Below are 14350 nucleotides of genomic sequence, written 5' to 3' on the forward strand. Positions count from 1 at the left end.
AGCGTGATGGGTTAAAACCAGGTTTCCATCTGGATCCCAAAGTTCCATTCCCCGCCGGCGTTGAAGCCGCTGCTGCCAAAGGCATCATCGCTGGCGTAATTATCCAGTTTGCTGCTCCAGTCCATCCAGGTGGCAAACAGGCGCAGTTCCGGACGGCTGAAGAAATCGCCGATTTTGCTCGCTTTTAACGTCGGCGCAAAGGTCAGCTTGTAGAAACTGCCGTTCACGGCGTTGCGGTCTTTATAGCCCTCCGGGTTTAAATCCATGTACTGGTAGCTTCCCTCAAACGCCAGCGCGAAATTCTGGGTGACCTCTTTGATCAGGCGGGTATTGAGCGTTACCCACTCATAGCTATCGCCCTTGACGTAGCGATCTTTACTGCTCTGTGCCAGAACGGCGGGCGCAACGCTCCAGCCACCGCCGATCGGCGTGACACCGTAACTTGCGAAGCGCCAGGTATCCGCCTCAGACAGCAGCGCGCCGTCGGAGCCGATGCTTTTCACCTCCGCACCCAGCCCGTGACCATACAGCAGCGCCGTTTTGGCGGTCCCTTCACGCAGGCCGTAGAAGCTCTCATTATGCAAGCCTACCAGGGCATGAATGCCATGATTGGCGGCATCCGTTTTAATCAGATCGCCGTTAGTGTCTTTACGGTCGTCGTTATCCTTCGCCCGCAGGCCGCTCACCATCAGCTGGAACGGGCCGGCGAAGTGGTTCATGCTGAGGATATAGTTCTGAACGTTGTTGTCGGTCTGCTCCACGCTGCCGAAGTTGCGGCCGTAAATGGAGAAGTTGCTGCGCAGCGAATCGTTCCACTTCACGTCGTAGACGCCGCCGCCGGTACCGGCCAGGAACACCACGTCGGAATCCAGCCAGTGGATGTCAAAGTTGTCGCGGTCGAAGCGTTTACCCGCCCAGAAGGTGCTGCCCTTCAGCGCGCCGGTAAAATCAGGCAGGTTGCCCAGCTCCGCGAAGGCCTGACGAATATTGAGGTCGCTGGTATCGGCAGACCAGTCGTTATAGGTTCTCTGACCGTCGGCCAGCATCGCCTTGAAGCGCGTGGTCGCCCCGTTATCCAGGGTTTGCTTGTGCTCCAGGTTCAGCTCGACGTAGGTGTCGGCTTCGTTACCCAGACGCCCTACCGCACCGCCGGTTTCACCGGCTGGGGTCAGGTAAGGGCCGCTTTTGCTACTGGAGGCGGCATCGTTCATCAGCAGGCCAGAGCGGGCATAGCCGTGGAACTCAAACCCGCCGGTCTGATCCGCCTTCTTCTCCAGCGCGGTGGTGCGCTGCGCCACCTCCTGGGTTGTCGTTTGCGCCTGCTGCTGAGCGGCAACCAGCTGCTGCGTTTTTTGTTCTGCTGCCGCAGCGCGCTTCTCGGCCACCTGCGCGCGCGTTTCCGCGTCCTGAAGGCGCTGCTCCATCGCGGCAAGACGCGCTTCAATACTGGACATATCCGTCTGGGCAAAAACAGAGGTACTTCCGGCCAGCATGCCTATCATCACGGCAAGTCTGCGTTTTTTATACATTTTGTCGCATCCCTAAAAGAAGTCATTAAACGTGCTAAATTGCTAAACCGGTTTAGGTTGCTGATACTAAACCTGTGAATTTTGGATCGGCAATCTTTTTTGCTAAACCGATTTAGTAAGTGTGATCGAGGCGACAATTCAGGCCGCCGGATGGCGGCCAGGAGAGGAGAAATTACAGGTCGTGCTGCCAGGGCAACGCGGTCATCGCCCCTTTGGCGGTGGTGGCCAGCGCGCCGCAGCGCTGGGCGAGCGCAATAACCGGCGTCAGGTCCTGTCCGGCGGCTAGCCCGTAGAGCAGCCCCGCCACAAAGGCATCGCCCGCACCGGTCGTATCGACGCACTGCACAGGCGTTGCCGGGTAGTGTTTTACGCTACCTTCATGCCACGCGGTTACGCCCGCTTTTCCCTGGGTAACCAGCACCAGACGCGCCGGGCAGCGCTGCATCAGCACCTCCAGACCAACGTTGACCTCCGCGCTGCCGGTGAAAAAGGCCAGCTCTTCTACCGAAAGTTTCACCACGTCGGCGCTTTGCAGGGCCTGCTCCAGGCAGCCATGCAGTGCGTTCTCATCCGGCCAGAGGTCCGGGCGAATATTGGGGTCGAAGCTGACGTAACCGTCCGCCTCACGAATGGCGGCCATCGCCTGAAACGTCGCAGTCCGGCTCGGCTCGGCGCTTAAGGCGATGGAGCAGACGTGCAGCCACTCCCCGGCGCTGAACGTCGGCAGGTCGTCGGGTTCGAGAAACAGATCGGCGCTCGGGCGCACCATGAAGGTAAACGAGCGCTCGCCGTGGTCGTCGAGATCGACCACCACCGTTGAGGTGCGGTGCGCTGGGTCAAGACGCATCCACTTTACGTCGACCCGCTCGTCAGCGAGCGTTTTCGCCATAAAGCGCCCGAAAGGATCGTCGCCAACCCTGCCGATAAAGGCACTCTGGCCGCCCAGCCGGGCAATACCGACCGCGACGTTCGCCGGCGCGCCGCCGGGACACTGCAATAATCGACCTTCTCCATCGGGCAGCAAATCCACTACCGCATCGCCAAGTACCCAGATTTTCTTCATGTGATCCTCGTAGCTAAACCATGTTAAACCGTTTTAGCTATTTAAGCACAGGCCGGGCAAAGGGGAAATAACGGGAGGGAAAATTGGCTTACCGCACCAGATGCGGCCAGTGGATATCGCCGACGCCATTAAGCTGCGGCCGGGCAAAGAGGAATCCCTGAAAGCGGCGGATTCCGGCCGATTCGAGCCAGCACCACTCCTCAATTTTCTCGATGCCTTCGGCCACCAGGGTGATTTCAAGATCGGAGCAGCAGCTGATGATGGAGCGCACAATCGCCTGTTTTGGGCCGCTCAGGTGGATGTTGCTGACAATCTCACGGTCGATTTTAATTTTGTCCGGCTGGAAGCGGGTCAGCAGCGAAAGCCCGGCATAGCCCGAGCCAAAATCATCGATCGCCAGGCCAATCCCCTCGCCGCGAAGCTGCTTGATGGCGCTGTTAAACTGGTTGAGCCCGGAGATCATCTCGTTTTCAGTGACTTCAATGACCACCTGCTCCGGCTGAAGGCCATTTTTTTTAATCTGATCGACCAGAAATTCCACCGCGCCTGGGACATTTACCAGCGACATGGGCAGCAGGTTGACCGCGATTTTATGGCTACCAATGCCCAGCTTTTCCGCCAGCGCAAAGGCATAGGCTTTTGTCTGGAGATCGACTTCGTAGACGTTGTCCGGGTCGACGGTGCTGAAGAAATGCTCCGGGCTGCCGCCGTCGTTGCCGCGGATAAGCGCCTCAAGGGAGCTGATTTTCCCTTCCGAGGGCTCGACAATAGGCTGCAGCGCAAACTGACAGGTTTGCCCGGCAATCAGGCCCAGATGTTCGCCAAAGGGAAGCGCTTCGGTCGAGAGCGTCCATTTGTCTGCCGTGTAGCGTGCCCCCGACGGGGCCGGACGTTTACCGGTTATGAAGGTCTGAATAAATTTGAACACCCGATCGTCGGAGGTCAGATAGCTGTCCAGCTTGCTGTAGCGCAGCACCGACTGCAGCACCTCTTTCGGCGACTGCGTTTGCAGGTCGAACAGCAACATACCGACGTTTTCGAAGCGTCTGCGCGGACCATAGTCCCGCAGCAGTTCTACTACCCCGCTGTGCCGCTTGTCCTCGCGGATTTTATGGAACAGTTTGACCACACTCTCTTCCGACCCTTCGAGGATCTGCAGAACGTCGTTGCCTTTAGCAAGGAGGACGCCGGTAATGTCCAGTTTTACGTTGCGGCCCCTGGCGCGCTCCACCAGCTCCCGCAGTTCGGTGGACGGGCGGGATAAATTCAAGTGGCTTCGGTAGATCAGCGTCGTCAGCACAAAAAGGGGTTCCAGTGATAAAGAGAGGTGCCTTGAAGCTACTATGTAACATACTTAATCAATGCGACCTAACATATTCACGCCACAAGGGAACATTACTTTTTCTGGTCCCCGATCCGGCTGTTAATCCTCTCCTGCATATAGTCGTAGAACGGGTTCGAGGTGACCCGCATAAGCGCCTCTTTCCCGACGCTCAACACGGACGTCTCTCCCCACAGCGCAATCGTCCCCAGGCTGATGCCATATCGGTTTTTCACGCGTGGTTCACGACCATAGAGATCGTCATCCGGCGGGAACGGCACCGCAACGTGCGACAGGGAATAAACATCCTGCGGCCAGGACTGCGCAAGCGGCGCGACCGTCTCCTGCGTGCTGCCTGCCGGCGTGATTTTCGCCACCGTCGAGAAACTGTGCTCGCTGGCATTAGTGATAATCGTGACACCGTAACGTCTCTGCACGACCGGCAGCAGCGCCGTGGTGGCCGTCCAGGACGACGGTTTAAAGAGCGGACGGAAGCTCGCCGCCTGGTTGATATCAAACACTACCAGCTCGCTGCCGTTTGCCGGAAGCTGGTCAAACAGGCCGCTGACCACCGCGCGGGTACTGACCGTAGAGTCCATCACCGACTGGAACGCCAGCACCTGCGGCAAATTCGCCAGCCTGTTTTCCCGCGCCTCACGGCCAATCTGCTCCTGCAGGGCCTTCGTCAGCAGCCACGACTGGCGGGCGGCGTTCACCGGGAACGAGTTGTATTTATACGGATTATATTCCGGGGAGATATTCAGCCAGGCCGCTTTGGCAAACGGCGGCAACAGCGCAGGTAGCCCGGCGAATCCGGCGAACCGCGCAAAGGACGTCACGCCGATCATCGGTGAGAGCAGGATCATCTGCTGAGGCTTACGCAGCGCAGGGTCTTCCAGCGCATCGAGGGCATACTTCATCGCCAGCGCCCCGCCGTTGGAGTAGCCCACCAGATGCAGCTGCACGTTATTCCCCGTCAGGCGCGTGGCTTCCCGCACGGCAAGCCGCGTCGCTGCCAGCCACATTTCCCAGTCCACGTCCGTCAGCGCGCCGGGCGCGGTGCCGTGTCCGGGAAGACGCGGGACCACGGCCACAAAGCCGCGCTGCTGATAGTTCACGGCAAGGTGCCTGACGCTGTAAGGCGAATCGGTCAGGCCGTGCAGCAGCACCACCGCGCCGCGGGGCTTCCCGGCTGGCATCAGCACAAAGGAGCGGTTGGCATCGGGGGCAAACTGGCCGGGCCACACCAGGCTCTGGCGGTAGTAGCGGTTTAACGGAGTTTGATCCTCGCCGGCTGTTTTCGCCGTCACCGCGTTATCCAGATCGGTGAAAATCGCCTTTTCACGGGCGAGGTACCCGGCGAAATCGGCGTTATCCAGCTCGCGCACGGACATCTCATCTGCCCGCCAGGTGTGCCACGGGTGCAGTTCCGGCCCCTGCTGCGAGAGATAGACCCGCACCGCCAGCAGGACGACCAGGACGATCCCCACGACCATCCCTGTTTTCTTTGCAAGCGCCACCAGGCGCACGCTGACTCGCCAGGGCCAATTCGCCATGCCGGGATCCCTTTTATGTTCACTGTCTTTCTATCTTATCAAAAATGTGAAGGGGCTGACGTATTCACCAAATTCATCCCTGCCAGGTCAGCCAGTGCACCAAAAGTGAACTACGCTGCACAAATGTTGATCATTGGTTAACCAAATATTGCATGAAGTTTACTGCGCAGCGGGTTTTTCGCCCTTCTGTGAACATGGCACGCGTCATGCATTGTTAACCCGGTAACACATATTCAGCTTTTGACAGCCTGTTAACAGCGAGGCGGTATGACGATGAAACCTGAGATGTTAAGCCGTATCGAGGCGACCTTCAGCCAGCTCACGCCCAGCGAAAAGCGGGTCGGAAGCTGGCTGCTGGCGCACGCCGCGCAAATCCCGTTTGAAACGGCGGAGAGCGTCGGGCTGGCGAGCGGGACCAGCGGGATCACCGTCGGACGCTTCCTGCGCAAGCTGGGATATCGCAACCTGGAAGATGCCAAAAAGAGCCTGCGCGATCCGTATCAGCCCTGGGGCATGAACGAGCGCCTCGACTCCTGGCAGCAGCAGCGCCCCCTGCCCAACCGCCTTCAGCACGCCCTGTCGCTGGAAGTGGACGCCATCACGCAGGTGTATCAGCTGGCGCAAACAGACGCTTTTCGTCAGGTGGTACACCATCTGGCCCACGCGGACGCGGTCTTTGTGCTGGGGATCCAGTCCACGCGCGGGATCGCCAACGCCTTCTTCAGCCACCTTGAATACCTCCGCCCGCGGGTCAGCTATGCCGAAGGCGCTTCCGGCAGCTGGGTGGAATCCCTGAACTCCGGGTTTGCGCACCCTTATGTCGTGCTGACCGATACGCGCACCTACTCCACGATGGCCCGCCAGTACTGCCGCGTCGCGAGCGAGAAAGGCATTCCGCTGGCCTTAATCACCGACATCTGGTGCCCGTGGGCGCGGGATTACCCGATGGATTTACTGCAGGTGAAAACCGATACCGGTCATTTCTGGGATTCACTTGCCCCCGTGAGCTGTCTGTTCAACCTGCTGCTGTCGGGCGTGGTGGAAGCGCTGGGCGATGCGCTCCCGGCGCGCCTGGCGGTAAACCGACAATTACAACAAGAGTTTGGTCAATTCGAACGCTAAAGGAGCGGAGCTATGCCCGTAGAGAGTGAACTGATTGATGTGGCGAAGACGTTCCCCACGCTGCATATCGATCTGAAGTACGCCACCGCCGACAACATCACAGGCCGCCCGATCTATCAGGAGGCGCTGTGCCTGCTGCATACCGATGCTGCTACCGCGCTGGCAAAAGCCATCAGCATTGCCACGCTGGCCGGGCTGAAGCTGGTGGTCTACGACGCCTATCGCCCGCAGCAGGCGCAGGCCCAGCTGTGGGAGGCCTGCCCGAACCCGGAATATGTGGTCGACGTGGCGATTGGCTCCAACCACAGCCGCGGCACGGCCATCGACGTGACCCTGATGGACGAGCATAACGCCGTGCTGGATATGGGCGCTGGTTTTGACGAAATGCATGACCGCTCGCATCCGTATCACCCTTCCGTGCCGCCGCACGCCCAGCGCAACCGTCTGCTGTTGAACGCCATCATGTTCGGCGGCGGTTTTGTCGGGATCGGCAGCGAATGGTGGCACTTCGAACTGCCGAACGCCGCCAGCTACCCGCTGCTTGATGACCGTTTTGCCTGTTTTCCCCTGACGCACACCCCTCTTTAACCTGGAGCACTGCCATGAAAACATCGCTTCTCTCGACCGTCATTGCCGCCACGCTGGCCCTGAGCGCCCCGCTGGCGCTGGCTGCCGTCCCGAAAGACATGCTGGTCATCGGTAAAGCCGCCGACCCGCAAACGCTCGACCCGGCCATCACCATTGATAACAACGACTGGACCGTCACCTATCCGTCCTACCAGCGTCTGGTTAAGTACAAGCCAGGCTCTACCGAGGTGGAAGGCGATCTGTCGACGGGCTGGAAAGCTTCCGACGACCAGAAAGAGTGGACCTTCACCCTGGCGGATAACGCCAAATTCTCCGACGGCACGCCGGTCACCGCCGAGGCGGTCAAACTCTCCTTTGAGCGCCTGCTGAAGCTCGGCCAGGGGCCGTCTGAGGCCTTCCCGAAAGATCTGAAAGTGGAGGCCGTTGATGAGCACACGGTGAAATTCACCCTCAGCCAGCCGTTCGCGCCTTTCCTCTACACCCTGGCGAACGACGGCGCCTCCATCATTAACCCGACGGTGCTGAAGGCCAATGCCGCGGACGACGCGCGCGGCTTTCTGGCGCAAAACACCGCCGGCTCCGGGCCGTTTATGTTGAAGAGCTGGCAGAAAGGCCAGCAGCTGGTGCTGGTGCCTAACCCGCACTGGTCGGGCGACAAGCCGCACTTCAAGCGCGTCTCGGTGAAAATTATCGGTGAGAGCGCGTCGCGCCGTCTGCAGCTTTCTCGCGGCGATCTGGACATTGCCGACTCCCTGCCGGTCGATCAGCTGGCGGCCCTGAAGCAGGAAGGCAAAGTCGCCGTCGCCGAATACCCGTCTCTGCGCGTGACCTACCTCTACCTCAACAACAGCAAAGCGCCGCTCAATCAGGTGGATTTACGCCGCGCGGTCTCCTGGGCGACGGACTATGAGGGGATGGTGAAAGGCATTCTGAGCGGCAACGGCAAGCAGATGCGCGGCCCGATCCCGGAAGGTATGTGGGGCTTTGACGCCACGGTCATGCAGTACAGCTTCGACGAAGCCAAAGCTAAAGCAGCCCTGGAGAAGGTCAAAGACAAGCCCGCCAGCCTGACCTTCCTCTACTCGGACAACGATCCGAACTGGGAGCCTATCGCCCTTTCGACTCAGGCCAGCCTCGGCAAGATCGGCATTAACGTCAAGCTGGAGAAACTGGCCAACGCCACCATGCGCGACCGCGTCGGCAAAGGCGATTACGACATCGCCATCGGCAACTGGAGCCCGGATTTTGCCGACCCGTACATGTTTATGAACTACTGGTTCGAATCGGACAAGAAAGGTCTGCCGGGCAACCGTTCGTTCTATGAGAACAAAGAGGTCGATTCCCTGCTGCAGGCCGCGCTGAAAACCACGGACCAGGCGGAACGCACCAAAGATTACCAGCAGGCGCAAAAGGTGGTCATCGACGAGGCGGCCTACGTTTATCTGTTCCAGAAGAACTACCAGCTGGCGATGAACAAAGAGGTCAAAGGCTTCACCTTTAATCCGATGCTCGAGCAGGTGTTTAACATCGCCACCATGAGCAAGTAACCGTTTCGCCGGGGGAAAGTGTATGACGTTCTGGAGCATCGTGCGCCAGCGCTGCTGGGGGTTACTCCTGGTGGTGGCCGGTGTCTGTATTATCACTTTTATTATTTCACACCTGATCCCCGGCGATCCGGCCCGTCTGCTGGCCGGCGACCGCGCCAGCGACGACATCGTGCAGAACATTCGCCAGCAGCTGGGGCTGGATCAGCCGCTCTACGTTCAGTTTGGCCGCTACGTGGACGCCCTGGCCCTCGGTGATTTAGGCACCTCTATCCGTACCGGACGCCCGGTTGCGGAAGACCTGAAGGCCTTTTTCCCCGCCACGCTGGAGCTGGCCTTTTGTTCCCTCCTGCTGGCGCTGGTCATCGGCGTGCCGCTGGGAATTTTATCGGCGGTGTACCGCAACCGCTGGCTGGATCACCTGGTGCGTTTAATGGCGATGACCGGGATCTCCACCCCGGCCTTCTGGCTTGGGCTGGGCGTCATTGTGCTGTTCTACGGGCACCTGCAAATCCTGCCGGGCGGCGGCAGGCTGGACGACTGGCTCGATCCGCCGACGCACGTCACCGGCTTTTATCTGCTGGACGCGCTGCTGGAAGGCAACGGCGAGGTCTTTTTCAATGCGCTGCAGCACCTGATTTTACCCTCGCTGACGCTGGCGTTTGTGCATCTGGGCATCGTGGCGCGTCAGGTCCGTTCCGCGATGCTGGAGCAGCTTAGCGAAGACTACATTCGCACCGCCCGCGCCAGCGGCCTGCCCGGCTGGTATATCGTCCTGCGCTACGCCCTGCCGAATGCGATGATCCCGTCGATTACCGTGCTCGGGCTGGCGCTGGGCGACCTGCTGTACGGTGCCGTGCTGACTGAAACCGTCTTTGCCTGGCCGGGCATGGGGGCCTGGGTGGTGACATCCATTCAGGCGCTCGATTTCCCTGCCGTGATGGGCTTTGCCGTCGTTGTTTCGCTGGCCTACGTGCTGGTTAATCTGGTGGTCGATCTGCTTTACCTGTGGATTGACCCGCGAATCGGGCGCGGAGGTGCCGAATGATGTTAACGCAGGAAACGCCCGTCCCGGTTAAACCCGTCAGGCAACGCATCAACTGGGCAAAGCTGTTCTGGATGCTGCGTCAAAGCCCGCTCACGATCGTTGGCGGCGTCATTATGCTGGTGATGCTTTTCATTATGCTGGCCGCACCGTGGATCGTGCCGCACGACCCGAACGCGCTGGATCTGACCGCGCGCCTGCAGGCGCCGTCCGCGCAGCACTGGTTTGGTACCGACGAGGTGGGCCGCGATCTGTTCAGCCGCGTGCTGGCGGGCAGCCAGCAGTCCATTACCGCCGGGCTGGCGGTGGTGGTAATTGCGGGCGGCATCGGTTCGCTGCTGGGCTGTCTGTCCGGCGTGCTGGGCGGGCGCGGCGACGCCGTTATTATGCGGGTGATGGACATTATGCTCTCGATACCTTCCCTGGTGCTGACCATGGCGCTGGCCGCCGCGCTCGGGCCAAGCCTGTTTAACGCCATGCTGGCAATTGCGATTGTCCGCATTCCGTTTTACGTCCGCCTGGCGCGCGGCCAAACCCTGGTGGTGCGCCAGTTTACCTACGTGCAGGCCGCCCGCACCTTTGGCGCGTCCCGCTGGCATGTGATCCGCTGGCACATCCTGCGCAACGCCCTGCCGCCGCTGATTGTGCAGGCGTCGTTGGACATCGGCAGCGCCATCCTGATGGCCGCCACGCTGGGGTTTATTGGCCTGGGCGCGCAGCAGCCGACCGCCGAATGGGGCGCGATGGTGGCCGTCGGCCGTAACTACGTTCTGGACCAGTGGTGGTACTGCGCGTTTCCCGGAGCGGCGATTTTGATTACCGCCGTGGGCTTTAACCTGTTTGGGGATGGCATTCGCGATCTGCTGGATCCGAAGTCAGGAGGTAAACAGTGATGACCGACCCGGTTCTCAAGATTGAAGACCTGCATCTGAGCTTCCCGATTTTCCGCGGCGAGGTCCACGCGCTGAACCACGTCTCGCTGGAGATCGGCAGAGGTGAAATTGTCGGCGTGGTGGGCGAATCCGGTTCGGGTAAATCCGTGACCGCCATGCTCGCCATGCGTCTGCTGCCGGAAGGCAGCTACCGCATTCATCATGGTCAGGTGAAATTACTCGGCGAAAATGTCCTGACGGCGTCCGAGAAACAGCTTCGCCAGTGGCGCGGCGCAAAGGTCGCGATGATTTTTCAGGAGCCCATGACCGCCCTCAATCCGACGCGGCGGATTGGCAAACAGATGGTCGAGGTGATCCGCCAGCATCAACCGCTTTCCCGGCGTGAGGCGCAGCAGAAGGCGATTACCCTGCTGGAAGAGATGCAAATCCCGGACGCGAAAGCGGTCATGGCGCGCTATCCGTTTGAACTCTCCGGCGGCATGCGCCAGCGGGTGATGATTGCCCTTGCCTTCTCCTGCGAGCCGGAGCTGATCGTCGCCGACGAACCTACCACGGCGCTGGACGTCACCGTTCAGCTGCAGGTGCTGCGCCTGCTGAAGCACAAGGCGCGGGCCAGCGGCACCTCGGTGCTGTTTATCAGCCACGATATGGCCGTGGTGTCCCAGCTCTGCGACAGAATGTACGTGATGTATGCGGGCAGCGTGATCGAGAGCGGCACCACGCAAACGCTGATCCACCAGCCCGTGCATCCCTACTCTATTGGCCTGCTGCAGTGCGCGCCGGAAAACGGCCAGCCGCGCGCCCCGCTTCCCGCCATCCCCGGCACGGTGCCCAACCTCAGCCAGCTTCCGCAGGGATGCGCATTCCGCGAGCGCTGCTTTGCCGCCGGGGCGAAATGCAGCGAAACGCCGCACCTAGCGCCCACTGGCGCAGAGGGCCAACAGGCCGCCTGCTGGTATCCACAACGGGAGAAAGCCCATGTCTGATGTACTGCTGGAACTGGATAGCGTGCACGTGAACTTTGCGGCGCGCAAAAACTGGCTGGGTCGCGTGACGGAACGGGTCCATGCGCTCAACGGGCTCGACCTTGAGATCCGTCGGGGAGAAACGCTTGGTATTGTCGGGGAGTCCGGCTGTGGGAAAAGCACGCTCGCCCAGCTGCTGATGGGCATGCTTAAGCCCAGCACCGGCGCCTGCCAGCGGGCGCACCACGCGGGCGGCATGCAGATGGTGTTTCAGGATCCGCTCTCCTCGCTTGACCCGCGCCTGCCGGTCTGGCGAATCATCACCGAGCCGGTGTGGGTGCAAAAGCGCAGCAGCGAGCGCGACCGCCGCCAGCTGGCTGAAAACCTGGCGCTGCAGGTGGGCATTCGCCCGGAATATCTCGACCGGCTTCCGCACGCCTTCTCCGGCGGGCAGCGCCAGCGCATTGCCATCGCCCGGGCGCTCTCGTCCGATCCGGATATCATCGTGCTCGATGAACCTACCAGCGCGCTGGATATTTCCGTACAGGCGCAGATCCTCAACCTGCTGGTGACCCTGCAACAGCAGCGGAATCTGACCTACGTGTTGATCTCGCATAACGTCTCGGTGGTCCGGCACATGAGCGACCGCGTGGCGGTGATGTACCTTGGGCAGATTGTGGAGCTGGGCAGCGCCGCGCAGGTGCTTGGCGAGCCGCGCCATCCTTACACCCGCCTGCTGCTCGATTCGGTTCCGCGCACCGGTGAACCGCTGGATGAGACGCTGGCCTTACGCAAAACGGAGCTTCCCGGCAACCGCCGTCTGCCCGAAGGCTGTTTTTTCCGCGACCGATGCCCGATGGCCGCGCAGGGGTGCGAGCGTCCTCAGCCGTTACAGCCCTCTCGCGAGGGCCGTGACGTCCGCTGCTGGCGCAGTCTGGGTTAGATTTGCGCCATCCCGCCGTCCACGAACAGCTCGATGGCGTTAATAAAGCTGGCCGCATCGGAGGCCAGAAACGCCACCGCTTTACCCACCTCACCCGGCGCGCCTAAACGGCCGAGCGGTACCTGAGCGGCCAGCGCGTCGTACAGCCCCTGGCGGTGTTCTTCCGGCACCAGGTCGCCAAGCCCCGGGGTTTTGATCGGGCCCGGGCTCACCACGTTGACGCGGATCCCACGGCCCTGCAAATCCAGCGCCCAGGAGCGGGCAAAGTTGCGCACGGCGGCCTTGCTGGCGCTGTAGACGCTAAAGTTTGCCGTCCCCTTAATGGACACCGTCGAGCCGGTCAGAATAATCGAGGATCCGGCGGACAGCAGCGGCAGCGCCTTCTGTACCGTAAACAGCACCCCGCGAACGTTAGTGCCGAAAATCCGGTCAAACTGCTCTTCGGTAATCGCGCCCAGCGGCAGCATATCGCCACCACCCGCATTGGCGAACAGAATATCGAGGCGGCCTTCTTCTTTGGCTATCCGGGCATAGACCTCGTCCAGGTCCGCCAGTTTTGACACGTCAGCGCGAATGCCCACTGCCGTTGAAGCGATTTCAGCCACGGCCGCGTCCAGCTCGGCCTGACGTCGTCCGGTGATGTACACCTTCGCGCCCTGTGCAGCAAGCTCCTGCGCCGTGGCAAGACCGATGCCGGTGCTGCCGCCGGTGACCAGTGCGATTTTTCCTGAGAGAGTCGTGTTCATGTCATTTACCTTTTGTTGGGTTTGCGTTGGACAAACTTTAGCCCTTGCGGGATTAGTGAAAAACCAGCAAAAATGAAAATGACTATTCACATACAGAAATAATCAGAGGGAATCTCATGGATCAGCTCATGGCGATGCGCGCCTTTACCCGGGTGGTGGAAACCGGCAGCTTTACCCGCGCGGCGGACTCGCTGAACATGCCCATCGCCACGCTGAGCAAGCTGGTGAAATCGCTTGAGACGCACCTGGAGATACGCCTCCTGCACCGGACGACTCGCCGGGTGGTCGCGACGCCGGAAGGGATGGAATACTATGAAAAAGCGCTCAGGGTCTTGATAGATATCGAAGACATCGACACCGCGTTTCGCGTTTCCCGCGCGACGCCCAAAGGGCATTTGCGGGTTGACGTGGGCGGCTCCACCGCCCGGGACGTGCTTATCCCCCTGCTGCCGGATTTTATGCAGCGCTACCCGGATATCCGCATCGATCTTGGGGTAGCCGATCGTCCGGTGGATCTGATCAGCGGTAACGTAGACTGCGTGATCCGCGGCGGCCCGCTGGACGATTCGACCCTTATCGCTCGCCATATTGGTAACGCCGAAATGGTCACCTGCGCGACGCCGGGCTACCTGAAAAACCATGGCGTTCCAGCCTATCCACAGGAGCTGTGCAACGGCCACAAGCTCATTAGCTACCTCTCGCCCGTCACCGGGCGGGCGTTTCCCTTTCGCTTCAGGCGGCATGGCGAGGCGATGGAAATCAATATCCCCCATTATCTCGGCATAAATGAAAGTAATGCCCACCTGGCGGCGGCCGTGGCAGGATTGGGGATCGTGCAGACGTTTGAGTATTCGGCAAAGCCGTATTTACAGGCGGGAACGCTGGCACCGATCCTGGGCGACTGGCGCCCTGCCGCCTATCCGTTTCATGTGGTTTACCCGCAGAACCGGCATTTGACGCACAGGCTGAAGGTATTTATCGCCTGGCTGGCGGAGGTGTTTCCCGCCGCGCTGAAGGGATAGCCGGGCGCCAGCC

The 14350-nt window shown here is 60.6% G+C and carries 13 protein-coding genes; 8 read left to right on the forward strand and 5 right to left on the reverse strand.

The genetic code is table 11. The features are described from left to right. Positions 1-11: 11 nt before the first annotated feature. The 4 genes from PI91_RS14310 to PI91_RS14325 form a co-directional block, all read right to left on the reverse strand. On the reverse strand, positions 12-1529 hold the full coding sequence (locus PI91_RS14310; protein WP_039266449.1) for a carbohydrate porin: 1518 nt from the start codon (positions 1527-1529) through the stop codon (positions 12-14). A gap of 172 nt (positions 1530-1701) precedes the next feature. Beyond that, positions 1702-2592, reverse strand: a complete 891-nt coding sequence (locus tag PI91_RS14315; protein ID WP_039266450.1) for an aminoimidazole riboside kinase — start codon at positions 2590-2592, stop codon at positions 1702-1704. An 88-nt stretch (positions 2593-2680) separates the two neighbouring features. Next, entirely contained in the window at positions 2681-3892 is a 1212-nt protein-coding gene (locus tag PI91_RS14320) for a diguanylate phosphodiesterase (RefSeq protein WP_039266451.1), read from the reverse strand. Positions 3893-3987: 95 nt separating this feature from the next. After that, positions 3988-5469, reverse strand: coding sequence for a carboxylesterase (locus tag PI91_RS14325; protein ID WP_039266452.1), 1482 nt, complete (start codon positions 5467-5469; stop codon positions 3988-3990). A gap of 267 nt (positions 5470-5736) precedes the next feature. Here PI91_RS14325 and PI91_RS14330 point away from each other — a divergent pair, with 267 nt between their 5' ends. Genes PI91_RS14330 through PI91_RS14360 form a run of 7 tightly spaced genes read left to right on the forward strand, consistent with a single transcriptional unit; the run spans position 5737 to position 12569 of the window. After that, positions 5737-6591: a MurR/RpiR family transcriptional regulator gene (locus PI91_RS14330; RefSeq protein WP_039266453.1), complete on the forward strand. Its 855-nt coding sequence runs from the start codon at positions 5737-5739 to the stop codon at positions 6589-6591. Between the two features lie 12 nt (positions 6592-6603). Continuing rightward, a complete protein-coding gene (ddpX, locus tag PI91_RS14335) occupies positions 6604-7179 on the forward strand; it encodes a D-alanyl-D-alanine dipeptidase (protein ID WP_025911023.1) in 576 nt (191 codons plus the stop codon). A gap of 14 nt (positions 7180-7193) precedes the next feature. Next, a complete protein-coding gene (locus PI91_RS14340; RefSeq protein ID WP_039266454.1) occupies positions 7194-8726 on the forward strand; it encodes an ABC transporter substrate-binding protein in 1533 nt (510 codons plus the stop codon). Between the two features lie 22 nt (positions 8727-8748). Beyond that, positions 8749-9771, forward strand: a complete 1023-nt coding sequence (locus PI91_RS14345) for an ABC transporter permease (RefSeq protein ID WP_039266455.1) — start codon at positions 8749-8751, stop codon at positions 9769-9771. Continuing rightward, on the forward strand, positions 9768-10661 hold the full coding sequence (gene ddpC, locus PI91_RS14350; RefSeq protein WP_039266456.1) for a D,D-dipeptide ABC transporter permease: 894 nt from the start codon (positions 9768-9770) through the stop codon (positions 10659-10661). The genes PI91_RS14345 and ddpC overlap by 4 nt, the downstream gene beginning before the upstream one ends. Further along, positions 10661-11647, forward strand: coding sequence for an ABC transporter ATP-binding protein (locus tag PI91_RS14355; RefSeq protein WP_039266457.1), 987 nt, complete (start codon positions 10661-10663; stop codon positions 11645-11647). The genes ddpC and PI91_RS14355 overlap by 1 nt, the downstream gene beginning before the upstream one ends. Next, positions 11640-12569, forward strand: a complete 930-nt coding sequence (locus PI91_RS14360) for an ABC transporter ATP-binding protein (protein ID WP_008501705.1) — start codon at positions 11640-11642, stop codon at positions 12567-12569. Before PI91_RS14355 ends, PI91_RS14360 begins: the two co-directional genes overlap by 8 nt. Here PI91_RS14360 and PI91_RS14365 read toward each other — a convergent pair. Continuing rightward, positions 12566-13315 carry an SDR family NAD(P)-dependent oxidoreductase gene (locus PI91_RS14365; RefSeq protein WP_039266458.1) on the reverse strand — a complete coding sequence of 250 codons (750 nt, stop codon included), beginning with the start codon at positions 13313-13315 and terminating at the stop codon, positions 12566-12568. The two genes, PI91_RS14360 and PI91_RS14365, sit on opposite strands and share 4 nt — an antisense overlap. A 116-nt stretch (positions 13316-13431) precedes the next feature. Between PI91_RS14365 and PI91_RS14370 the strand changes: the two genes are divergently transcribed. Further along, positions 13432-14337 (forward strand): LysR family transcriptional regulator, encoded by a 906-nt coding sequence (locus tag PI91_RS14370; protein ID WP_023292350.1) that lies wholly within the window; start codon positions 13432-13434, stop codon positions 14335-14337. Positions 14338-14350: the final 13 nt, after the last annotated feature.

The organism is Enterobacter sp. FB, assembly GCF_000805795.1.
Taxonomy (GTDB): Bacteria; Pseudomonadota; Gammaproteobacteria; order Enterobacterales; family Enterobacteriaceae; genus Enterobacter; species Enterobacter roggenkampii.

What these genes read in the sequence shown, in the direction of transcription:
- ddpC (WP_039266456.1), top strand. Translation starts at nt 9,768, where the DNA reads ATGATGTTAACGCAGGAAACGCCCGTCCCGGTTAAACCCGTCAGGCAA.
- ddpX (WP_025911023.1), top strand. Translation starts at nt 6,604, where the DNA reads ATGCCCGTAGAGAGTGAACTGATTGATGTGGCGAAGACGTTCCCCACG.
- PI91_RS14360 (WP_008501705.1), top strand. Translation starts at nt 11,640, where the DNA reads ATGTCTGATGTACTGCTGGAACTGGATAGCGTGCACGTGAACTTTGCG.
- PI91_RS14355 (WP_039266457.1), top strand. Translation starts at nt 10,661, where the DNA reads ATGACCGACCCGGTTCTCAAGATTGAAGACCTGCATCTGAGCTTCCCG.
- PI91_RS14365 (WP_039266458.1), bottom strand. Translation starts at nt 13,315, where the DNA reads ATGAACACGACTCTCTCAGGAAAAATCGCACTGGTCACCGGCGGCAGC.
- PI91_RS14315 (WP_039266450.1), bottom strand. Translation starts at nt 2,592, where the DNA reads ATGAAGAAAATCTGGGTACTTGGCGATGCGGTAGTGGATTTGCTGCCC.
- PI91_RS14345 (WP_039266455.1), top strand. Translation starts at nt 8,749, where the DNA reads ATGACGTTCTGGAGCATCGTGCGCCAGCGCTGCTGGGGGTTACTCCTG.
- PI91_RS14330 (WP_039266453.1), top strand. Translation starts at nt 5,737, where the DNA reads ATGACGATGAAACCTGAGATGTTAAGCCGTATCGAGGCGACCTTCAGC.
- PI91_RS14370 (WP_023292350.1), top strand. Translation starts at nt 13,432, where the DNA reads ATGGATCAGCTCATGGCGATGCGCGCCTTTACCCGGGTGGTGGAAACC.
- PI91_RS14310 (WP_039266449.1), bottom strand. Translation starts at nt 1,529, where the DNA reads ATGTATAAAAAACGCAGACTTGCCGTGATGATAGGCATGCTGGCCGGA.
- PI91_RS14325 (WP_039266452.1), bottom strand. Translation starts at nt 5,469, where the DNA reads ATGGCGAATTGGCCCTGGCGAGTCAGCGTGCGCCTGGTGGCGCTTGCA.
- PI91_RS14340 (WP_039266454.1), top strand. Translation starts at nt 7,194, where the DNA reads ATGAAAACATCGCTTCTCTCGACCGTCATTGCCGCCACGCTGGCCCTG.